The sequence below is a fragment of the Azospirillum sp. UENF 111221 genome, assembly GCF_058780625.1.
This window is the reverse complement of the sequence record NZ_JBSNCH010000005.1, coordinates 1,429,768-1,450,021: the sequence shown is the minus strand read 5'-3', so window position 1 is coordinate 1,450,021 and position 20,254 is coordinate 1,429,768. Positions and strand designations below refer to the sequence as shown.

19 protein-coding genes and 1 pseudogene are annotated in these 20,254 nt (G+C 68.7%); 15 read left to right on the top strand and 5 right to left on the bottom strand.

Features of this window, described 5'->3' with window-relative positions:
- Nucleotides 1–49: 49 nt before the first annotated feature.
- From ACWPN3_RS21395 to ACWPN3_RS21360, 8 genes and pseudogenes are all read left to right on the top strand, one after another.
- A pseudogene (locus ACWPN3_RS21395) lies at nt 50–217 on the top strand (phage capsid protein); the annotation flags it as partial.
- Nucleotides 218–280: 63 nt separating this feature from the next.
- A complete protein-coding gene (locus ACWPN3_RS21390; RefSeq protein ID WP_492241084.1) occupies nt 281–553 on the top strand; it encodes a hypothetical protein in 273 nt (90 codons plus the stop codon).
- A gap of 69 nt (nt 554–622) precedes the next feature.
- Nucleotides 623–1,192, top strand: coding sequence for a phage connector family protein (locus tag ACWPN3_RS21385; protein ID WP_492241083.1), 570 nt, complete (start codon nt 623–625; stop codon nt 1,190–1,192).
- 13 nt (nt 1,193–1,205) lie between these two features.
- Nucleotides 1,206–3,101, top strand: a complete 1,896-nt coding sequence (locus ACWPN3_RS21380; RefSeq protein WP_492241082.1) for a phage tail protein — start codon at nt 1,206–1,208, stop codon at nt 3,099–3,101.
- A 20-nt stretch (nt 3,102–3,121) separates the two neighbouring features.
- Nucleotides 3,122–3,907 (top strand): hypothetical protein, encoded by a 786-nt coding sequence (locus ACWPN3_RS21375; protein ID WP_492241081.1) that lies wholly within the window; start codon nt 3,122–3,124, stop codon nt 3,905–3,907.
- Nucleotides 3,908–3,940: 33 nt separating this feature from the next.
- Nucleotides 3,941–5,971: a glycosyl hydrolase family 28-related protein gene (locus ACWPN3_RS21370; RefSeq protein WP_492241080.1), complete on the top strand. Its 2,031-nt coding sequence runs from the start codon at nt 3,941–3,943 to the stop codon at nt 5,969–5,971.
- Nucleotides 5,968–7,488, top strand: a complete 1,521-nt coding sequence (gene terL / locus ACWPN3_RS21365) for a phage terminase large subunit (protein WP_492241079.1) — start codon at nt 5,968–5,970, stop codon at nt 7,486–7,488. The genes ACWPN3_RS21370 and terL overlap by 4 nt, the downstream gene beginning before the upstream one ends.
- Before the next feature lie 34 nt (nt 7,489–7,522).
- Nucleotides 7,523–7,843 (top strand): hypothetical protein, encoded by a 321-nt coding sequence (locus tag ACWPN3_RS21360; RefSeq protein ID WP_492241078.1) that lies wholly within the window; start codon nt 7,523–7,525, stop codon nt 7,841–7,843.
- Between the two features lie 13 nt (nt 7,844–7,856).
- Here ACWPN3_RS21360 and ACWPN3_RS21355 read toward each other — a convergent pair whose 3' ends face one another.
- Nucleotides 7,857–8,075 carry a hypothetical protein gene (locus ACWPN3_RS21355; RefSeq protein ID WP_109048021.1) on the bottom strand — a complete coding sequence of 73 codons (219 nt, stop codon included), beginning with the start codon at nt 8,073–8,075 and terminating at the stop codon, nt 7,857–7,859.
- Between the two features lie 343 nt (nt 8,076–8,418).
- On the opposite strand from ACWPN3_RS21355, the gene ACWPN3_RS21350 reads away from it, so the two are divergent.
- The 5 genes from ACWPN3_RS21350 (at nt 8,419) to infC (ending at nt 14,021) form a co-directional block, all read left to right on the top strand.
- The gene (locus tag ACWPN3_RS21350; protein WP_109048020.1) at nt 8,419–8,793 is read left to right on the top strand and encodes a DUF952 domain-containing protein; all 375 of its coding nucleotides are present in this window, start codon (nt 8,419–8,421) and stop codon (nt 8,791–8,793) included.
- The gene (locus tag ACWPN3_RS21345; protein WP_492241077.1) at nt 8,790–9,863 is read left to right on the top strand and encodes a quinone-dependent dihydroorotate dehydrogenase; all 1,074 of its coding nucleotides are present in this window, start codon (nt 8,790–8,792) and stop codon (nt 9,861–9,863) included. Before ACWPN3_RS21350 ends, ACWPN3_RS21345 begins: the two co-directional genes overlap by 4 nt.
- Before the next feature lie 128 nt (nt 9,864–9,991).
- Nucleotides 9,992–11,269: an EAL domain-containing protein gene (locus tag ACWPN3_RS21340; RefSeq protein WP_492241076.1), complete on the top strand. Its 1,278-nt coding sequence runs from the start codon at nt 9,992–9,994 to the stop codon at nt 11,267–11,269.
- Nucleotides 11,270–11,444: 175 nt separating this feature from the next.
- Nucleotides 11,445–13,409 carry a threonine--tRNA ligase gene (gene thrS, locus ACWPN3_RS21335; RefSeq protein ID WP_109048017.1) on the top strand — a complete coding sequence of 655 codons (1,965 nt, stop codon included), beginning with the start codon at nt 11,445–11,447 and terminating at the stop codon, nt 13,407–13,409.
- An 84-nt stretch (nt 13,410–13,493) separates the two neighbouring features.
- Nucleotides 13,494–14,021 (top strand): translation initiation factor IF-3, encoded by a 528-nt coding sequence (gene infC / locus ACWPN3_RS21330; RefSeq protein WP_042696225.1) that lies wholly within the window; start codon nt 13,494–13,496, stop codon nt 14,019–14,021.
- Nucleotides 14,022–14,107: 86 nt separating this feature from the next.
- Here the strand turns inward: infC and ACWPN3_RS21325 are convergent, their stop codons facing one another.
- From ACWPN3_RS21325 to ACWPN3_RS21315, 3 genes are all read right to left on the bottom strand, one after another.
- Complete coding sequence (locus ACWPN3_RS21325; RefSeq protein ID WP_492241075.1) at nt 14,108–15,511, bottom strand: CocE/NonD family hydrolase; 1,404 nt, start codon at nt 15,509–15,511, stop codon at nt 14,108–14,110.
- A gap of 117 nt (nt 15,512–15,628) precedes the next feature.
- Nucleotides 15,629–15,826, bottom strand: coding sequence for a DUF2783 domain-containing protein (locus tag ACWPN3_RS21320; protein WP_109445456.1), 198 nt, complete (start codon nt 15,824–15,826; stop codon nt 15,629–15,631).
- Nucleotides 15,827–15,853: 27 nt separating this feature from the next.
- Nucleotides 15,854–17,521, bottom strand: coding sequence for an FAD-dependent oxidoreductase (locus ACWPN3_RS21315; RefSeq protein WP_109445457.1), 1,668 nt, complete (start codon nt 17,519–17,521; stop codon nt 15,854–15,856).
- Between the two features lie 245 nt (nt 17,522–17,766).
- Here ACWPN3_RS21315 and ACWPN3_RS21310 point away from each other — a divergent pair, with 245 nt between their 5' ends.
- Nucleotides 17,767–18,393, top strand: coding sequence for an acyltransferase (locus ACWPN3_RS21310; protein ID WP_109452603.1), 627 nt, complete (start codon nt 17,767–17,769; stop codon nt 18,391–18,393).
- Nucleotides 18,394–18,402: 9 nt separating this feature from the next.
- Here ACWPN3_RS21310 and ACWPN3_RS21305 read toward each other — a convergent pair whose 3' ends face one another.
- Nucleotides 18,403–18,948 carry a MarR family winged helix-turn-helix transcriptional regulator gene (locus tag ACWPN3_RS21305; RefSeq protein ID WP_455177504.1) on the bottom strand — a complete coding sequence of 182 codons (546 nt, stop codon included), beginning with the start codon at nt 18,946–18,948 and terminating at the stop codon, nt 18,403–18,405.
- Nucleotides 18,949–19,105: 157 nt separating this feature from the next.
- On the opposite strand from ACWPN3_RS21305, the gene ACWPN3_RS21300 reads away from it, so the two are divergent.
- Nucleotides 19,106–20,230 (top strand): homogentisate 1,2-dioxygenase, encoded by a 1,125-nt coding sequence (locus tag ACWPN3_RS21300; RefSeq protein ID WP_492241074.1) that lies wholly within the window; start codon nt 19,106–19,108, stop codon nt 20,228–20,230.
- Nucleotides 20,231–20,254 lie beyond the last annotated feature (24 nt).

Sequence of the window (20,254 nt, the reverse complement as noted above, 5' to 3'; positions counted from 1 at the left end):
CTGCAAAACAGCATTCTAACTAATTGAAATTGCTGGATTGGCTGCCCGCCACTGGTACCACAAGACGGCGGTCGGCCATGCGGCGGGTGCCGACGTGAAGACCGACATCACCTGGCACGGCGACCGTGCGGCGCATTTCGTCAACAACATGATGAGCCAGGGCGCCGCGCTGATCGACACCAGCGGCGTGGTCACCCTGCGCTGCCTGGAGAGCTGAACGGAGGAGGGCGAGCTGCCCTCCCTTCCGCATCCCCCACACAAAATCCGGAGTCTTCGATCCATGGCCTATGCGTCCAAGGATTTGAGCGTGCTCGCCTATGCGAACGGCTTCACGCTCTGGCACTACACCACGCGCGACGTGGCGACCGACGTCGACACCGCCGGCTATTTCAACGGGGCAGCCGACCTGCTGCGGGTGGGCGACATGCTGCTGGCCAATTGCGCGGTCGGCAGCGCCATCCCCGCCACCGGCGTGCTGGTGGTGGCGGCCAGCGCCAACGGCGCGGTCGATGTCGCCAACCTGACGCCGTTCGGTGGCGTCAACAGCGACTGATCCGCCGAGGGGAAGGGCGCCGCACCGCCGGCGCCTTCCGCTTCACGTCCGACATCCGGAGACACATCTATGGCCCTGACCGCCATCGGCCTGTGCGGCCGTGCGCTGATCAAGCTTGGCGCCACCGCCATCGCCTCCTTCGACGACGGCTCCGCCGAGGCGGAGGTGGCCGCCGCGCTTTATGGGCCGACGCGCGATGCGCTGCTGTCGGCCAACCCCTGGAGCTTCGCCAGCGTGCAGGCCACGCTGCCGCGGCTGGCCGAGCCGCCGGTCGCCGATTATGCCTGCGCCTTCCAACTGCCGGCCGGCTTCCTGCGGGCGCTGGGGGCGGGCGGCGAGGGGCGGGGGCGCGGCCTGTCCTACCGCATCGTCGGCCGTACGCTGCTGTGCGATGCCGGCACCGTCACCCTGTCCTACATCGGCCGCCCGGCGGAGGAGGATTTCCCGGCCTTCTTCGATCAGGCGCTGATCGCCCGCCTAGCGGCCGAGTTCTGCATCCCGCTGACCGAAAGCTCGACGCGGGCGGAGCTGTTGGCGCAGCAGGCCGAGGGCGAGTTCCGCCGCGCCCGCCAGATCGACGCCCAGCAGGACAGCCAGCCCGGCTTCGAGGACTTCACCCTGATCGACGCGCGGGCGTGACGGGGAGGATGCGATGGGACGGCTGCATCAGGTCAAGACCAACTTCACCGCGGGCGAGGTGTCGCGCCGCCTGCTGGGGCGCGGCGACCTCAAGGCCTACGACAACGGCGCGCTGGCCTTGCGCAACCTGTTCATCGATCCGACCGGCGGGGTGACGCGGCGGTCGGGGCTCGCCTTCTCGGCGTTGGCGCGTGGCGACGGGCGGCTGGTGGCGTTCGAGCGCAATGCCGAGCAGACCTATCTGCTGGTCTTCACCGACCGTTGGATCGACGTGTTCCAGGGCGGCACCCCGCTGGCGTCGGTCGCCGCCCCCTGGACGTTGACGCAACTGGCGCAGATCACCTGGACGCAGAGCGCCGACACGCTGCTGGTCTGCCATCCCGACCTGCCGCCGCGCAAGTTGACGCGCGGCGACGATGGCGGGTGGACGCTGGCGGAGTGGGCCTTCGCGGTCGAGGGCGAGCTGGCGCGCATCCCCTTCCACCGCTTCGGCGATCCGGCGGTGACGCTGACGCCGTCCGGCACCACCGGGGCGATTGCGGTCACCGCGTCGGCTCCGGTCTTCGATCCGCGCCATGACGGCACCCGGATCCGCATCAAGGGCAAGCAGCTGCTGGTGACCGGCGTGGTGTCGGCAACGCAGGTGAATGCCACGGTGAAGGAGGCGCTGGCCGACACCCAGCCGACCACCCAATGGGAAGAGCAGGCCTTCTCCGCCTTGCGGGGCTGGCCGGTGTCGGCGGCCTTTCATCAGGACCGGCTGGTGATCGGCGGGTCGCGCGACCTGCCCAACCGGCTGTGGCTGTCGCGCTCCGCCCAGATCTGGAATTTCGACCTGGGCGAGGGGCTGGACGATCAGGCCATCGAGTTCGGCATCCTGTCCGATCAGGTGAATGCGGTGCGCGCCGTCTTCTCCGGCCGGCATCTGCAGGTCTTCACCTCGGGCGCCGAGTATATGGTGACCGGCGACCCGCTGACCCCGCAGAGCATGCAGGTCAACCGGCAGACGCGCATCGGCTCGCCGATGGACCGCGCCATCCCGCCGCGCGACGTGGAGGGGGCGACGCTATTCGTGCCGCGCAACCGGCGCGAAATCCGCGAATTCCTCTACACCGACACCGAGGCCGCCTATCAGGCGAATGACCTGGCATTGCTGGCCCGCCACCTGATGGCCGGCCCGCGCGACCAGGACTACGACCAGAGCCGCCGGCTGCTGTTCGTCGCGATGGAGGACGGCACGCTGGGGGCGCTGACCGCCTACCGGGCGGAGGATGTCACCGCCTGGACCCTGCTGGAGACCGACGGGGCGGTGCGCTCCGTCGCCGCGGTGGGGGACGAGGTCTACACGCTGGTCGAGCGGCGGGGCGTGTGGACGGTCGAGCGCTTCGACGACGCGCTGAACCTCGACACCGCCGTCACGGCGGAGCGGGCGGAGGCAACCGCCGTCTGGGGCGGGCTGGCGCATCTGGAGGGGCGGACGGTCGCCGTCGTCGCCGATCGCGTGATCCGCAACCCCGCCACCGTCCAGTCCGGCAGCGTCACCCTCGACCCGCCGGCCCGCAAGGTCGAGATCGGACTGCCCTACACCCACCGGATCGAGCCGCTGCCGCCCAATCTGCTGGGGCAGGCGACAGGGGCCGACATCGTCCGGCTGGTCGCCGTCACCTTCCGGCTGGAGGAGACGGCGGCGTTGCGCGTCGATCTGGGGCGTGGGTTGCAGGAACTTCCGCTTCACCGGCTTGGACCGCAACCGGCCGGCGGGGTGCCGCCGCGGGTATCGGGCGACCGCCGACTGCGGGCGCTCGGCTGGCGCCATGACACCGACGTCCCGCTTTGGCGCATCGAGCAGGATGCGCCGCTGCCTTTCACGCTGCTTTCCGTGACCATGGAACTGAAGGTGAATGACTGATGGGTGGAATAACTCCCCTCGTGACCACGGCATTGCCGCTGGCGAACTCCGTCATCGGCACCGTGCGCAATGCCGGCGCCGCGTCGTCCAGAGCCGCCACGCAGCAGGCCGCCGCCCAGCAGGCCGCGGCTGAACTCGACTACAAGCGCCAGCAGGATGCGGCGCAGGCCGCGGCCGCGCAGGCGGCGCTGGAACAGAAGTACCGCGAGGAAGCGACGGCGGCCGAGCGCAGCGCCCAGGCGGCGGCGACGGCCCGCCAGCAGCAGGCCCAGCTGGAGGCCGAGGTGCAGGCCCGCCAGTGGGCGCATGACGCCGAGTTGCGTCAACAGGAACAGGAGCTTCAGCGCCAGAAGGACGAAACCGCGGCGGCTGCCGCTGCGGCGGCGCGTGCCAAGGAGATGGATGACTTCCGCGGAGCCCAGGAGCAGACGCTGGCCCAACTGCGCGCCGGCCAGGAGGAGGCCGTCCGCGCCAGGGAGACCGACGCGCAGACCCAGCTCGCCCAGCTGACCGCCGCGGCGGATGCCGCCGAACAGCGGCGGCTGGCAGCCTTGCGCCAAGCGGTCAGCAAGACCCGCGCCGGGCTGGGTGCGCGGGGTGTCACCGCGCAGGACGGGTCGGGCGAGGCGATCCTGCTGGGTCTGACCAACTCCAGCGACACCGAGCGCAAGGATGCCCAGGCCACCGACCAGCTGAAGCGCGCGGCCATCCAGCAGGGGCTGGACGATGCCAAGCGCCGCAACCTGCTGGAGTTGTCGCAACTCGCCGACCGTCAACGGCTGGAATACATGAGCAAGTTCTTCTGAGGAACGGCTCCATCAACCGGAGACCCACCCCCGATGTCCACGCCGCTTCTCATCCCGCGCGGAACGCCGCGCGTGCAGTATCTCGCCGACGGCTTGCAGCGGGTCTTCACCTACCCGTTCCCGATCTTCGCCGCCGAGGATCTCCAGGTCTTCCTGGGCGCGGCACTCCAGAGCACCGGCTATGCGGTCAGCGGAGCCGGTGCGACTGCCGGCGGGGCGGTGACCTTCGCCGCCCCGCCGGCCGAGGGGACCGTCGTGCTGCTGCGCCGGCGGCTGCCCATCGAACGGCGCAGCGATTTCGGCGAGAGCGGGCCGCTGCCGGCCGCAGCGCTCAACGGCGAGCTGGACCGGCTGACGGCCATGCTCCAGCAGGTGGCGGGCGATCAGGAGTTGATGCTGCGCTATGGCGACAGCGACCTGCCGGCCTCCCCCCTGCTGCCGGAGCGGGCCTTGCGCCGCGGCAAGCTGCTGGCCTTCGACAGTGCCGGCAACCCGACGGTCCGTCCGCCGGTGGACGAGGAGGCGCTGGCGACCTATGTGCCGCCGGGGGCCGGCGCCACCGCCCGGCCGGTGCGCGACAAGCTGGCCGATCTCGTGTCGGTGAAGGATTTCGGCGCGGTGGGCGACGGGCTGGTCGACGACACGCTGGCCTTGCAGGCGGCGCTGACCTCCGCCCGCGCGGTGTTCGTGCCGCCGGGGACCTACCGCATCGCCAACACGCTGACGCTCGGTCATGGCCAGACGCTGTACGGGGCGGGGCAGGCGTCGGTGATCCGGGGGGCGTCGAACGGCTTCGACCTGATCCATCTGCCGGACGGCTACGCCACCCTGTCGGGCCTACGGCTGGAGCAGGGCCGGGTTGGGGTGCGGCTGTTCGGGCGCGACGGTCCTTGCGTGCAGAACAGCCTGACCGACCTGACGTTGTGGGAGCCGGAGGTAGGGCTGGTCTTCGACGGCCACACCGACCCGAACCTGCCCTGCTATTGGAACAACATCGCCCGCGTGCTGGTGGCGCGGCCGTCGCGGCATGGGGTGTGGCTGACGCGGACAGGGGCGGGCGACACGCCGAACGCCAACCGCTTCCAGGCCGTGCGGGTCTATTCGCTGTCGGCACCGATGAGCGGCTGCGGCTTCTTCGTCGAGCAGGGGCGCTTCAACAACGCCTTCTTCGACTGCGAGGCCAACCTGTGGCCCGAGGCGGAAGCCTGTTTCCGTGTCGGGGCCGTCACCGACAAAACGCTGATCGTGAATTTCTACGCCGAATCGCTGGGTGCCCTGCCGAACCTGCAACTGGATGCCGGATCGGTGGAGACGGCGGTCGTCAACCTGTTCTCCGCCGCCGCCGGTCCGGCGATCCTCGACCGGTCGGGTGGGCGCTACACGGCGGTCAATGCCGGCTACCCGGAGAAGAACCGGCTCCAGCGCAGCCGCGTCACCGAACTTGTGGTGGAGGCGCTGCGCTACGACACCGAGTATGTGGAGCCGGCCGGTGGCGGCGTGGTGTCGCTGGACCTGACGAGTTCGGTCTATCTGGCCAGCGCCTATGCCGGGGCGGTGGAGTTGCGGCTCCCCAAGGCCGAGGACGCCAACGGCCATGCGGTGACGATCAAGCGCACCGATGCGTCGACCAACCCGCTGACGGTGACCGAGAGCGGCGGGCCGGGGCCGGACGGGCGGGTGCTGTCGCTTGGCAACCGCTACGACTTCGTGACGCTGGTGTCGAACGGGGCCGGCTGGTGGATCGTCGCCAGCAACAACCCGCCCGGCAACGCCCGCTATCACGAGGCTCCCGGCCTGTTCGAGCCGGACCTGAACCAGCAGCTCTATCTGGTCAGCGCCTGGAACGGGGCGGTGGAGGTGCGGCTGCCGGCGCCCTCGGCCCCGCATGCGGTCGGCCGCACGGTCACCGTCAAGAAGTCCGACACCGGCGGCAACCGCGTCACCGTCACCCAGTCCGGCGGCGGCGGTCCGGACAGCGAGGCCATCGCGCTGACCGCGCAGGGCCATGCGGTGACGGCGATGTCGAACGGTGCCGGCTGGCACATCCTGGGGCGGAATCCATGAATGAGAAGGACGACGACGGTTTCCGCGCCTTCGTCCAGGGCTGGAACGCCATGGTGGACTTGAAGACTCCGTCCCACCACACGGAGATGGCGGGCTGGCTGGAGCGGCATATGGCCGGGCAGAACCGGCGCATGCTGCTGATGGCCTTCCGCGGCTCCGGCAAATCGACGCTGGTCGGGCTGTTCGCGGCCTGGCTGCTGCTGCGCGACCCCAACCGGCGGCTGCTGGTGCTGGCCGCCGACCTGAAGCTGGCGATGAAGATGGTGCGCAACGTCAAGCGCATCCTGGAACGACATCCCGATTGCAGCCACCTGAAGCCTTCCTCCAGGGAGCGCGACCAGTGGGCGGCCGACCGCTTCACCGTGGTGCGGCCAATGGAACTGCGCGACCCGTCGATGGCGGCGGCCGGCATCGGCGGCAACATCACCGGCAGCCGTGCCGACGTGGTGATCTGCGACGACGTGGAGGTGCCGCGCAACGCCGACACCGCGGTGAAGCGCGCTGCCCTGCGCGAACGGCTGTCGGAGCTGGAGTATGTGCTGGTGCCGGGCGGGGCGCAGCTCTATGTCGGCACGCCGCATGCGCAGGACAGCCTTTATGCGGAGGAGAGCGACGACGGCAGCCCGTCCTTCCTGGACGGGTTCGAGCGGCTGGTCCTGCCCGTCTACACCGAGGATGCCGAGGGCAACCGCCGCTATGCCTGGAAGGAGCGCTTCGGTGAGGCGCATGTCGCCCGCATCCGCAAATCGACCGGTCCCAACAAGTTCACCAGCCAGATGCTGCTGCGTCCGGTCAGCGTCACCGACGGGGTGCTGAATGTCGAAAAGCTCGGGCGCTACGACGCGGAGCTGGAGTATCGCGAGGCGCTGGGGCGCGCGGTGCTGACGCTGGACGGGGTGAAGATGGTCTCCGCCACCTGCTGGTGGGATCCGGCCTTCGCCCGGCCGGCGGAGGACGGCAGGTCCAAAGGCGGCGACGGCAGCGTGGTCGCCGCCGTCTTCGCCGGGGAGAACGAGCACTTCTACCTGCACCGGGTGCTGTATCTGTCCGTCGATCCCAGGGCGGAGGAGACGGAGGCCGACCAGCAATGCAGGCAGGTTTCCCGCTTCCTTGCCGACAACCATCTGCCGGCGGTCCACATCGAGATCAACGGTCTCGGCCGTTTCCTGCCCGGACTGCTGCGCAAGCGGCTGCGCGACGACCGGCTGGCCGCCGGCGTGGTCGAGCAGAACAGCCGCACCCCCAAGGCGGCGCGCATCATCAAGGCCTTCGACGCCCTGCTGGCCGACCGCCGCCTTCTGGCCCACCGGCAGGTCTGGCAAACGCCGCTGATCCGCGAAATGCGCGACTGGCGCCCGGACGGCCGCTATCGCGGGCCCGACGACGGGCTGGACGCGGTGGCCGGCTGCCTGGGTGCCGAACCTTGCCGCTTCGACCGCAGCACCACGGCACCCGAACGCCGCCCGGACTGGCGCGGTGCGGAGGCCGTGGTGGCCCCTGCGGACTGGGAGCTTTGAGTCGTTTCCACATCAACACGAACGGGAGACCCCGATGCATGAGTCCCTGACCGCGAGCCTGGATCTCGCCTGGTGGATCACCGCCGTCGAGTTGCCGGCGATGGGCGGGCTGTTCTGGCTGATCGCGCGGGTGCGCAAGGATGCGGACGGCGCGCTGGACGAACTGCGCAACCGGGCGGAGGAGGCCCAGGCGCAGGTGCGCGAGAGCCTTGCCGCATACAAGCTGGAGGTCGCGAAGACCTATGTCTCCTTCGCAACTCTCAAGGACGTCGAGCAGCGTCTGACCGACCATCTGCTGCGGATAGAGACCAAGCTCGATTCGGGCTTCATGCCGTTCGAAGGCGGACGGCGCTGACTGGAAAGCCTGGTCAGTCGGCGTGGTGGATCATCGCCTGGTAGATCTTCCAGGCGATTTCCACCGACACGCCGCCGGCCCGCGCACCGGCCGCCAGCATGGTGGCGCTCGGTTTCAGCGGGACCGCGGTCTGACCCGGCTCGCACAGCGCGCCCATGGCGGTGACCGACGCGCCCAGATCCGTTTCGCAGGACGAGGTCTTCTTCAGCAGGCTCATGGAGATGGCGTTCATGGCGGGTCCTCCGTTGACTTGCTTCTGTCACAGCAAAAGCGGTGCCAACCGCATGAAGCGGCTCAAATCCAGGAATTCCGGGGGATTCGCAGGGGTTGAGCGGGCAATGCCCATAATCCGAGGACGAATGCCGCCGCCGAATTTCAAAAATACCCGCAAAATGCCGAATAGTTTCGAGCGTGCTTTGCAAAATGCAACGCGCGAAGCGTGCGGAATTGCAATCGGGGAGTCGATCTTGCGTTGTGCCGCCGCTCGCGATCCCCGAACTGCGACCCGTTACGGCCAAGCTGCGGCTTCGAGGTCTCTGGCCGCTGGGCATGCATTGCGTTAGTGTCCGACCGTCATGACCGACCGAATCATTCACCACATGTGCCGCGCGGACGAGTGGGATGCCGCCCGCCCGGCCGGCCGCTATCCCGGCTCGTCCCAGGATGTCCAGGACGGCTTTATCCATTTCTCGACCGCCGCACAGGTGGTGGAGAGCGCCGCCAAGCACCGCGCCGGCCAGGACGGCCTGCTGCTGCTGACGGTGGACGCCGACCGGCTGGGCGACGCCCTGCGCTGGGAACCGTCGCGCGGCGGCCAGCTCTTCCCGCACCTCTACGGGCCGCTGCCGGTGGACGCCGCGCTGCGGGTCGATCCGCTGCCGCTGGGGCCGGACGGGCGCCACGTCTTCCCGGCCGGCTTTCCCTTCACCCTTCAGGACCTCGTTCCGTGATCGACCTCTATCCGCTTGCCGGGCCGCTGCTGTTCCGCTTCGACCCTGAGACCGCGCATGGCCTGACCATCAAGGCGCTGAAGTCCGGACTGGTGCCGCCGGCCCGCGGCAGGGACGAGCCGGCGCTGCATACCCGCGTCTGGGGGCTGGATTTCGCCAACCCGGTTGGGCTGGCCGCCGGCTTCGACAAGAATGCCGAGGTGGTCGACGCCATGCTGAATTTGGGTTTCGGCTTCGTCGAACCCGGCAGCGTCACCCCGCGGCCCCAGCCCGGCAATCCGCGCCCCCGCCTGTTCCGGCTGGTGGAGCAGCGCGCGGTGATCAACCGCATGGGATTCAACAACGAGGGGCTCGAGGCCTTCGCCCAGCGGCTGGAGCGTCGCCGTGAAGCGGCCAAGCGCGCGCCCGGCATCGTCGGCGCCAATCTGGGCAAGAACAAGGACACGGTGGACGCCGCCGACGACTATGTGATCGGTGTGCGCCGGCTGGCGCCGCTGGCCGACTATCTGGTCGTCAACGTCTCCTCCCCCAACACGCCGGGCCTGCGCGCGCTTCAGGGCCGCGACCCGCTGCGCGCCCTGCTGGAGCGGGTGCTGGAGGCGCGGGCGTCCTGCGGCCTGACCCGCAATCCGCCGCTGCTGCTGAAGATCGCCCCCGACCTGACGGTGGAGGACAAGAGCGACATCGCCGCGGTGGCGCTGGAGTCCGGTATCGACGGGCTGATCGTCTCCAACACCACCATCGCCCGGCCCGACAGCATCCCGGCGGCGATGCGCAGCGAGGCCGGCGGCCTGTCCGGCCGTCCTCTGTTCGAGGCCTCCACCTCGGTCCTGCGCGAGATCTATGCGCTGACCGGCGGCAAGCTGCCGATCGTCGGCGTCGGCGGTGTGGCGACCGGCGAGGAGGCCTATGCCAAGATCCGCGCCGGTGCCTCGCTGGTGCAACTCTATTCGGCGATGGTCTATGCCGGGCCGGCGGTGGTCCACCGCATCCGCCGCGAACTGGCGGAGCTGCTGCGCCGCGACGGCTTCCCCTCGGTGGCCGAAGCGGTGGGGGCCGATCACCGCTGATCCCGCGCAGGGCGGGGCCGGCGGCGGCGTAGCATTAACGGATCGTCAAGCGGGCGTCCCGACAGTGGGTCACTCAGTCGGGACGCCCGCAAGGTCCGCATCATGCTCCTGCCGGAGGCTGCGAACCCGTGAAGGCCCTGACCGCCGATTTCCGCCCCGGCGCCGCCGTCCCGACCACGGCGGCGCCCACCATTCCGGTTCCCGCCATGACCCTGCTGACGCACCTTGTCTATGCGCTGGCCTATCTGATCGCCGGCGGTTCGGCCGGAGCCGCCCTGTGGGCGCTGCGTCCGGAGGCCGACCCGCTGGTGGCGTGGCTGGTGGGGGCGTTGGTGGTGCTGGCCGGCGCGCTGGTCCATGAGGCGGTCACGCGGCTGGAGCGCGAGCGCAAGGCCGCCCGCCGCATCGCCCGCCTGAATGACCGGGTGGAGGAGCTGGCCCTGCTGCTGGAGCGGCGACTTGCGGCCGATCCCGGCGCCCAGCCCGACGGCGGGGTGCGGTACGACGCGGTGATGCAGGAGGTGAAGCTTCTGCAGTCGCTGGTCGCCCGCCTGACCGAGCGGCGTGCCCCCCGTCCACCGGCCGCCAGTGGAGAGCGCCGTCCCGCGTCGTCCGTACCGCCTGCCGCACCGCCCTCTGCCGCGCCCGTTCCCGCCGCGCCGGCCCCGATGGACGATGCAGCGGTGCTGGAGGCGGTGCGCGATGCGCTGAAGGCCGACCGCATCGACGTCTATCTCCAGCCCATTGTCAGCCTGCCCCAGCGCAAGCATCGCTTCTACGAGGTGTTCTCGCGGGTGCGGGCCGCCGACGGGCAGCAGATCATGCCCGACCGCTATCTCGACATCGCCGAGCGCGAGGGGCTGATTGCCACCATCGACAATCTGCAGCTGGTCCGTTGCGTCCAGCTGATCCGCGAGACGGAACGGCGCCAGCATGCCATCGGCTTCTTCGCCAACATCTCCGCCGCGACGCTGGCCGATGCGGAGTTCATGCGCCAGTTCCTGAACATGATGGCGCAGAACCATGCCCTGGTGCCCAAGCTGGTGTTCGAGCTGAGCCAGCACGCGGTGAGCGCGGGCGGGGCGGTGACGATGGGCATCCTGTCGCAGCTGGCGCGGCTGGGCTTCCGCTTCTCGATGGACCAGGTGACCGACCTGTCCATCGACATCGACCGTCTGCTGCGCCACGAGTTCCGCTGCATCAAGCTGGACCGCGCGCTGGTGCTGGATCCCGCCAACGCCGGGCGCATCCGCGAGCTGCGCCACCGCTGCGCCGCCGAAGGCATCGACCTGATCGTCGAGAAGATCGAGACGGAGAACCAGCTGGTCGACGTGCTCGACACCGGCTTCGACTTCGGCCAGGGCTATCTGTTCGGCGAACCGCGGCTGAGCCGGAAGCCGGAGTAACGTTGGGGCGAGCGCCCGCATCTGACCGATACCGGGTTGTGGCGGCAATGCAGCGTTGGCCTTTCGACAGCCTTGATTTCCGCAGCCACGCTTGACATTCCCCCACGCGGCGATGGAAATTTCGCGTTCCCGGCCAAGTCCGGGCACCCGATGCGGGTGAGACCAACACTATTAAATGGTGACTTCGGTGACGTCCAACATCGCCATCACGCTGCCCGACGGCAGCGTGCGGGAGTTCGACCGGCCGGTGACGGGGCTCGAGATTGCCCAGTCCATCGGTTCGCGCCTGGCCAAAGATGCGCTTGCCGTCAAGATCGACGGCACGGTGAAGGACCTCACCACCACCGTCACTACCAACGCCAAGATCGAGATCGTCACGCGCAACCACGGCGACGCTCTCGAGGTCATCCGCCACGACGCCGCCCATGTGCTGGCCGACGCGGTGCAGAAGCTCTATCCCGGCACGCAGGTCACCATCGGCCCGTCGATCGCCACCGGCTTCTACTATGACTTCGCGCGCGACGAGCCGTTCACGCCCGAGGATCTGGAGAAGATCGAGGCGAAGATGCGCGAGATCGTCGGGGCCGACATCCCGATCGTCCGCGAGGTCTGGGACCGCGACGAGGCGGTCGCCTACTTCAAGAAGCTTGGCGAGCATTACAAGGCCGAGCTGATCGAGGCGATCCCGCAGGGCGAGCCGGTGTCGATCTACCGCCAGGGCGACTGGCTGGATCTGTGCCGCGGCCCCCATGCCATGACCACCGGCAAGGTCGGCCAGGGCTTCAAGCTGATGAAGGTGGCCGGCGCCTATTGGCGCGGCGACAGCCGCAACCCGATGCTCCAGCGCATCTACGGCACCGCCTGGCGCGACGAGAAGGAGCTGAAGGCCTACCTGCACCAGATCGAGGAGGCGGAGAAGCGCGACCACCGCAAGCTGGGCAAGGAACTCGACCTGTTCCATGTCCAGGAAGAGGCGGTCGGCTCGGTCTTCTGGCATCCGAAGGGCTGGACGCTCTACCAGACGCTGGAAAACTACATCCGCACCAAGCTGAAGTCGGCCGGCTATGTCGAGGTGAAGACGCCGCAGCTGATCGACAGCTCGCTGTTTAAGGCGTCGGGCCACTGGGACATGTATGGCGACAACATGTTCAAGGTCGAGGCCGACGGCGGCGAGAAGCTGCTGGGCATCAAGCCGATGAACTGCCCCGGCCATGTCCAGATCTTCCGCCATGGCCTGCGCTCCTACCGCGACCTTCCGATCCGCATGGCGGAGTTCGGCGCCTGCCACCGCAACGAGCCGTCGGGTGCCTTGCACGGCATCATGCGCGTGCGCGCCTTCACCCAGGACGACGCCCACATCTTCTGCACCGAGGATCAGGTGCAGAGCGAGGCGGCCGAGTATTTCAAGCTGCAGCTCGGCGTCTACAAGGACCTGGGCTTCGACAAGATCTCGGTCAAGCTGGCGCTGCGTCCGGACGTCCGCACCGGCGCCGACGAGCTGTGGGACCGGGCGGAAGGCGCGCTGGCCCAGGCGCTGCGCGACGCCGGGCTGGAGTATGAGGAGCTGCCCGGCGAGGGCGCCTTCTACGGCCCGAAGGTGGAGTTCCACCTGACCGACGCCATCGGCCGGACCTGGCAGTGCGGCACCTTGCAGTACGATCCGAACCTGCCGGAACGACTGGATGCCAGCTATATCGGCGAGGATGGCGCCCGCCATCGGCCGATCATGCTGCACCGCGCGATCCTGGGGTCGATGGAGCGCTTCATCGGCATGCTGATCGAGCATTACGCCGGCAAGTTCCCGCTGTGGCTGTCGCCGGTCCAGGTGACCGTCGCCACCATCACCAGCGAGGCCGACGGCTATGCCGAGGAAGTGGCCAAGCTGCTGAAGCGCAAGGGGCTGCGCGTCGAACTCGATACCCGCAACGAGAAGATCAACCTGAAGGTCCGCGAACACAGCCTGCAGAAGGTCCCGCTGATGCTGGTTGTCGGAAAGCGGGAAGCGGAAGAGCGAACGGTCGCGCTCCGCGTGCTGGGCGGCAAGGATCAGGAAATTCTTGCCCTCGATGCGGCGGTTGCTAAACTGTTGGAGGAAGCGAGATCGCCGGCCGGCGAGACCGTGACCGATTCGCCGTTTTAACCGACCGCGCGACGCTGCCGGCCGCTCCTCTGGACGGCCGGCTTCTCCGTGGTCACAGACCATGGAGAAGCGTCCATAGCCAGGATCCCGTCCGAAGCCGCCCCGACCCGCGATGGCCCGCGGGTTAACCGGGAGATCTCGGCTCGTTCCGTTCGTCTCGTCGGTGCAGATGGCGAGATGATCGGGGTGGTGTCGTTGCGCGATGCTTTGCTGGCTGCCGAGGATGCCGGTCTCGACCTGGTCGAGATCGCTCCCCAGGCTGAACCGCCCGTCTGCAAAATCCTCGACTATGGCAAGTTCAAGTACGAGGCGCAGAAGAAGGCGAACGAGGCCCGCAAGAAGCAGAAGATCATCGAGGTCAAGGAGATCAAGCTCCGGCCGAACATCGATGACAACGACTATGACGTGAAGATGCGCTCGGCGCGCCGTTTCCTTGAGGAAGGCGACAAGGTCAAGGTGACCCTGCGTTTCCGCGGCCGTGAAATGGCGCACCAGGATCTGGGTATGAACGTGCTGGTCCGCGTCCGCGACGAGCTGGAGGCGCTGGCGAAGGTCGAGCAGATGCCGAAGCTCGAAGGCCGCCAGATGGTCATGGTGCTGGCTCCGCGCTGACGCGGAGGTCGGGACTGCCGCTTGTGAAAAAGGCCCGTCCGGGATGCCGGACGGGCCTTTTCATTTGCGGTGACGAGGGAACCGCCTCAGCGCAGCGGACGGTCGTCGACGATCACGACATAGCAGGTGTGGCGGGTGAATTTGGCGCAGTTGTCGAGTGCGGCGCGGCGGGCGGCGTCCTCGCTCGCCATGCCCGACTTCCAGCCGAAGGCGCCGTCCTGCGACACGGCGAAGGCCTTGCGTCCGGCCGCCGAGACATAGGCGTCGAACTTCTCGCGTCCGGACGCGGACAGCTCAGGCGGCGGCTCAAGCCTGACGCGCGTGCCGCGCGGCCCATCCGGCGCGACAGCCGTCGGCGGAACAGCCGCCATGTCGGCGGCACCACCGGCCGGCCGGTCGTTGAGATAGGCGACGCGGCATCCCTTCTGGGTGTGCGACATGCAGTTTTCCATCGCCCCCTTCTGCGCCTCGTCCAGGCTGCGCAGGCCGGCCTTCCAGCCATAAGCGCCGTCGGGCGAGACGGCGAAGGCCTTGTTGCCGCCGGCTTCGACATAGGCGGGGAATTTGGCCCGGTTGGCGGCCGACAGTTCCGGTGGCGGCGGCAGCGCCGGGAACGACAGCGCGATCGGCGTGCCGCGCGGAGCCAACCCGGTCTTCGTCAGGAAGCGGTCGACCGTCGGCGTCCATTCCGGGATGGCGGCGCTGAAGTAAAAATGCCCGTCCTTGCCATTCGGCGGTGCGGCGACGAACTCCGCCCGCCCACCAGCCTGGGTGAAGGCCTCCCACAGGCGCCGCGCGAGGCCGGGGCCGAAGAACAGGTCGTTCTCGGCATAGATCCACAGCGTGGGAACGCGCGACGTGCGGCCCATCGTGCCGAAGGCGCCGACCAGCCGGTCCTCCTGGCAGACCTGGTTGTCGGCGATGGAGCCGCGGCCGCCGGCGAAGCTGATGACCGCCTTCAGTCCCGGCGGCGGATCGGCGCTGAGCGCGATGCTGGCGAGCCCGCCGGCCGACACGCCCACCGCCAGGATGCGGCTGGCGTCGGCGAAGGGCTGCTCCGCCACATAGCGGATGGCCTGCCGCAGATCCTCCGCACTCTGGCGGGCGGAGCGCAGATAGTCCGGGTTGTTGCAGGGGCCGGTCGTTTCGCTGTAGGGGCCGTCCGACCCGCCATAGCCGCGCCGCATCACCGCCACCACGGCCCAGCCGCGCCGCGCGAACTCGCGCGCTTCCGGCAGGTAGCGCAACGGCGTCATCTGCGCCCGCTCCGCCGCGTCGCGCGGCGTGCCGTGGCTGAGGATGGCGATGGGGTAGGGGCCGGGCCCGTCCGGCCGCAGCAGCATCGCCTCCAGCGTGGCGGATGTGCCGTCGGGGAAGCGCGCCGGGATCGGCAGCATCGTCTGCGTCAACCCCTCGGCCAGGGCGGGACCGCAGCACAGCAGCAGGAAGAATAGGGCGAACAGGCGGCGCAGGGTCATGGCGGAAGTCATGGGCTGGCGCAGTCTCCGCAAGGAAAGGGCTCTTGCGCCTTTGTACGCCATCTTGGACTTGGCGTCAGCGGGGAGGGAAGGGGCGGCTGACGATTGCCCCCTCCCTTCCCCGTTCTTCTACTCGATCCCCTGCCGCGCCACCCGCAGCGCCTCGGCCAGAACCTCCGCGTCGCCGATGTGGTTGGCCAGCAGCAGGATCAGCTTGGCGTTCAGGCGGGTGCTCTGCTCAGGCGTCAGGTCGCGGTGGCTGTCGATCAGCAGCTGGTAGACGTCGTCCGGGCTGGCGAAGCGCTGCTCGGTCATCAGTTTGGCCATGGGAAGTGCTCCGGGAATGTCAGGGAATCAGCGGCTGACCGTGTGGCCGACCGCGCGGTCCAGCGCGGCGGACAGCGCCGCGGCATCGAAGCGGCGCCAGCGGGCGGCGATGTGCTGGTCGGGGCGGATCAGATAGACGCTGCCCGGCGTCAGGTCGTAGCGTTCGCGCAGCCGGCCGGCGCTGTCCACCAGTTCCCCGGCGATGCCGCGGCGGCGGTCGGTCACCGCGTGCCAGGCCAGCGGCAGCGGTCCGGCGGCAAGGCCGTCCAGCGCCTCCGCCACCTCGGCCGGGACCGGCCCGTCACCTGCGGCGTAGAGGACGGTGAAGCGGCCATCCAGCACCTCCATCAGCCAGCCGGACAGGCCGTCACGCTCCACCGGCGCGTCGGTGGCGGGGGCGCCCGGCACCATCCTTCCGGCGAAGCGGTCGCCGTCCGGCGTGTTGAGCGGGCTGTCGGTGTAGGTGGTGGGGGTGGACAAGCGGCCGGAATTGACCAGCGCGCGGGCAAAGGGCTGGTCGACCGCCAGCTCCAGCACGGCGTCGCGGAAGACGCGGCTCATCTCGCTCTTCGGCGTGATGAAGTCGGTAGAGCGGGTGGAATTCAGGATGTTCTCCTTCGCCGCTGCCACCCGCTCGTCACAATAGCTGTCCAGCAGCGACTCGGGCGCCTTGCCGTCCAGCACCAGCGCCAGCTTCCACACCAGATTGTCGGCATCCGGCACACCGCTGTTGGCGCCGCGGGCGCCGAAGGGCGAGACCTGGTGGGCGCTGTCGCCGGCGAACAGGATGCGGCCATGGCGGAAGCGGTCCAACCGGCGGCACTGGAAGGTGTAGACCGACACCCACTCCAGCTCGAACGGCGTGTCGGCGCCCAGCATCGCCTGGACGCGGGGGATGACGCGCTCCGGCTTCTTCTCCTCCTCCGGGTCGGCGTCCCAGCCCAGCTGGAAATCCAGGCGCCAGACATTGTCCGGCTGCATGTGCAGCAGGGCCGACTGCTTGCGGTGGAAGGGCGGGTCGAACCAGAACCAGCGTTCCGCCGGGAAATCGGCCTTCATCACCACGTCGGCGATCAGGAAGCGGTCCTTGAACACCTCGCCCTGGAACTCCAGCCCCATCATCTTGCGCACCGACGACTTGGCGCCGTCGCAAGCGATGACCCAATCGGCCTCGACCGCATGGACGCCATCCGGCGTCTCCACCTGAAGCACGACATGGTCGGCCTCCTGCCTGGCGGAGATGACGCGGGAGAGCCAACGCAGGTCGATCAGGTCGCTCTTGCGGGCTTGCGCGACCAGGAAATCCTCCAGGTAATATTGCTGGAGGTTGATGAAGGCGGGGATCTTATGGTCCGGCTCCGGCAGCAGGTCGAACTGGTAGACCATGCGGTCGCCGTTGAAGACCTTGCCGATCTTCCAGACAACACCCTTGTCGATCATGCGCTGGCCAACGCCCAGCCGGTCCCACACCTCCAGCGCGCGCTTGGCGTAGCAGACGGCGCGGCTACCGACGCTGACGGTGTCCTCGGCATCCAGCACCACCACCGGCACGCCCTTGCGCGCGAAGTCGAGGGCCGCGGTCAGCCCGACCGGGCCGGCGCCGACGATCACCACCGGATGGCGCCGGACGTTGCCGGTGCGCTGTTCGTCCGACGGTGTGAAGCTGTATTTCGGATAGCTGAAGGTCGCGTGCATCGGGCGTTTCCTCCCCCGGAAACCATGACAGGGCGCGTTGGCGGATTGTTATTGTTGCCAACGATACAGTTTCATTTGATACCAATCAAGCTTTCGCGTCACTCTCGGCAAGGGAGTCGGAGAAGCGATACAGGTATGCTCACTATGGCGGAAAATCAGTATCGCGTACAGCCTGCGGCGGTGTAGCCTTGCGGCAAAAGATCGGCCGCAGACAGCCGAACCGTGACACCGAGGAACGCCCGCTCATGACCGCCCCAACCTTGCCGCGCCCGACCGTCTACGCCATAGACGGCGTGATCCCCGTCATCGACCCGACCGCCTTCGTCCACCCCTCCGCCGTGCTGATCGGCGACGTGGTCGTCGGACCCGGCTGCTATGTCGGCCCCTGCGCCAGCCTGCGCGGCGATTTTGGCCGGATCGTGCTGCACCGGGGAAGCAACGTGCAGGACAACTGCACGATCCACGCCTTCCCCGGCCATGATGCCATCGTCGAGGAGGACGGCCATGTCGGCCATGGCGCGGTGCTGCACGGCTGCATCGTCCGCCGCAACGCGCTGGTCGGCATGAATGTGGTGGTGATGGATGGGGCGGAGATCGGCGAGGAGTCCATCGTCGCCGCCATGGCCTTCGTCAAGGCCGGCTTCGTTGTGCCGCCGCGCACCCTGGTCGCCGGCCTGCCGGCCAAGGTGATGCGCGAGTTGCGCCCCGACGAGGTCGCCTGGAAGTCGGAGGGGACGGAGGAATACCAGCGCCTCGCCCGTCGCTCGCTCGCCACCATGGTCGCCTGCGCCCCCTTGGAGGCGGAGGAACCCGGCCGCGGCCGCGTCGATGCCGGCACCAGCCAGCCGCTGCACAAGGTGAAAGGGGCCTGAGCGGCGTCCTTACTCGCCCGCCGCCTCGGCTTGCGCGCCGGCCGGCGCCGGGCGGGCGGCGAGCTGGTCGGCGCGGGCCTGGAGCTTGGACAGCAGCGTGTCGAGCTGCGCCCGCTCGTCGATCGACAGGGCGTCGGTGACCTCTTCCTCGTAGGTCAGCGCCATCGGCACGATCTCCGCATAGATCGCCAGCGCCTTGGGCGTCAGGGTCAGCAGGGCCTTGCGCCGGTCGGTGTCGCCCGACTCGCGCAGGATCAGCGCCGAATCCAGCATGCGGCTGATGGCGCGGCTGACCTGCACCTTGTCCATCGCCGTGCGCTGCGCGATCTCGCCGGCGCTCATCGTCTCGCCGCCGCCCAGCACGGCGATGATCCGCCATTCCGGGATCGTGATGCCGAACCGCTTCTCGTACAGCTTGGCCAGCGTGTGGCTGACCGTGTTGGCCAGCACCGACAGCCGGTAGGGCAGGAAGCGCGTCAGATGCAGCGCCGGCAAATCCGTCTGGCCGGATGCGGGGCTGGGGGAGGCGGTGCGGGAACGGCGGGCAGGCGGCATCGGCGGCGCATCGTCTGTAGGGAGGGTCGCGGGTGCCCCATCCTGCGCTGTAATTTGGCTCTTGCAACAGTTTCAAACGAAACTAAAATGGCGGCAACGGAACAAGCCTGCCGGCGCCCGATGCGGAAATGCCGGCGGCAGTGAGTGGGGAAGCGCCATGAAGAACTGGATTTCGTTTCCGAAGGTCGAGGGCACCGCGTCGCGTCAGGCCCATGTCCGGCTTCCCGCCGGCACCTACGAGCGCGAGATGGGGCGCGAGGGCTTCTTCGGCCCGGCGACCCAGATGCACCATGCCCATCCGCCGACCGGCTGGACCAGCTTCGACGGGCCGCTGCGCCCGCGCGCCTTCGACCTGAACCATGTCGATACCATGCCGGGCTGCCCGTTGGAGGCGCCGGCCCTGATGGGCAACGGGGCGACCCAGGTCCGGCTGTGGCGCTTCAAGGGCAGGATGGAGCATCTCGTCCGTAACGCCGACGGCGACGATTTGCTGTTCTTCCACCACGGCGGCGGGCACCTGTTCTGCGACTACGGTTATCTCGAGGTGCGCGAGGGCGACTATGTCGTGCTGCCGCGCAACACCTGCTGGCGGCTGGAAACCGACGAGGCGGTGATGGTGCTGATGGTGGAGGCAACAAACGACGCCTACAAGCTGCCGCACAAGGGGCTGGTCGGCACCCATGCCATCTTCGATCCGGCGGTTCTGGACGTCCCGGCGCTGGACGACGCCTTCCAGGCGCAGAAGCACGAGCGCGAGACGCTGGTTCGGGTGAAGAAGCGCGGGCAGCTCTGCGCCATGACCTATCCGTTCAACCCGCTGGACGCGGTGGGCTGGCATGGCGACCTCGCCCCGGTGCGGCTGAACTGGCGCGACATCAGGCCGCTGATGAGCCACCGTTACCATCTGCCGCCGTCGGCGCACAGCACCTGGATCGCGGGGCGCTTCATCGTCTGCACCTTCGTGCCGCGGCCCATCGAGTCGGACCCGGAGGCGCTGAAGCTGCCCTACTATCACTCGAACGAGGATTTCGACGAGGTGCTGTTCTATCACCGCGGCCAGTTCTTCTCGCGCGACAACATCCATCCCGGCATGGTCACCTACCACCCCTCGGGCTTCCCGCACGGGCCGCACCCGAAGGCCTACGAGGTGGCGCAGAAGTTCGAGCGCAAGGAGACCGACGAGGTCGCGGTGATGATCGACACCCGCGATCCGCTGGACGTCTATCCGGCGATGGACGGCGTCGAATGGGGCGGATACGCCGACAGTTGGATGGCGAAATGAGCGGCCACCTGCAAACCGGGACCA

Excerpts from the sequence above, each read along its gene's own strand:
- ACWPN3_RS21390 (WP_492241084.1), top strand. The coding sequence starts at position 281 with ATGGCCTATGCGTCCAAGGATTTGAGCGTGCTCGCCTATGCGAACGGC.
- ACWPN3_RS21385 (WP_492241083.1), top strand. The coding sequence starts at position 623 with ATGGCCCTGACCGCCATCGGCCTGTGCGGCCGTGCGCTGATCAAGCTT.
- ACWPN3_RS21380 (WP_492241082.1), top strand. The coding sequence starts at position 1,206 with ATGGGACGGCTGCATCAGGTCAAGACCAACTTCACCGCGGGCGAGGTG.
- ACWPN3_RS21370 (WP_492241080.1), top strand. The coding sequence starts at position 3,941 with ATGTCCACGCCGCTTCTCATCCCGCGCGGAACGCCGCGCGTGCAGTAT.
- terL (WP_492241079.1), top strand. The coding sequence starts at position 5,968 with ATGAATGAGAAGGACGACGACGGTTTCCGCGCCTTCGTCCAGGGCTGG.
- ACWPN3_RS21360 (WP_492241078.1), top strand. The coding sequence starts at position 7,523 with ATGCATGAGTCCCTGACCGCGAGCCTGGATCTCGCCTGGTGGATCACC.
- ACWPN3_RS21355 (WP_109048021.1), bottom strand. The coding sequence starts at position 8,075 with ATGAACGCCATCTCCATGAGCCTGCTGAAGAAGACCTCGTCCTGCGAA.
- ACWPN3_RS21350 (WP_109048020.1), top strand. The coding sequence starts at position 8,419 with ATGACCGACCGAATCATTCACCACATGTGCCGCGCGGACGAGTGGGAT.
- thrS (WP_109048017.1), top strand. The coding sequence starts at position 11,445 with ATGGTGACTTCGGTGACGTCCAACATCGCCATCACGCTGCCCGACGGC.
- ACWPN3_RS21325 (WP_492241075.1), bottom strand. The coding sequence starts at position 15,511 with ATGACTTCCGCCATGACCCTGCGCCGCCTGTTCGCCCTATTCTTCCTG.
- ACWPN3_RS21320 (WP_109445456.1), bottom strand. The coding sequence starts at position 15,826 with ATGGCCAAACTGATGACCGAGCAGCGCTTCGCCAGCCCGGACGACGTC.
- ACWPN3_RS21315 (WP_109445457.1), bottom strand. The coding sequence starts at position 17,521 with ATGCACGCGACCTTCAGCTATCCGAAATACAGCTTCACACCGTCGGAC.
- ACWPN3_RS21310 (WP_109452603.1), top strand. The coding sequence starts at position 17,767 with ATGACCGCCCCAACCTTGCCGCGCCCGACCGTCTACGCCATAGACGGC.
- ACWPN3_RS21305 (WP_455177504.1), bottom strand. The coding sequence starts at position 18,948 with ATGCCGCCTGCCCGCCGTTCCCGCACCGCCTCCCCCAGCCCCGCATCC.
- ACWPN3_RS21300 (WP_492241074.1), top strand. The coding sequence starts at position 19,106 with ATGAAGAACTGGATTTCGTTTCCGAAGGTCGAGGGCACCGCGTCGCGT.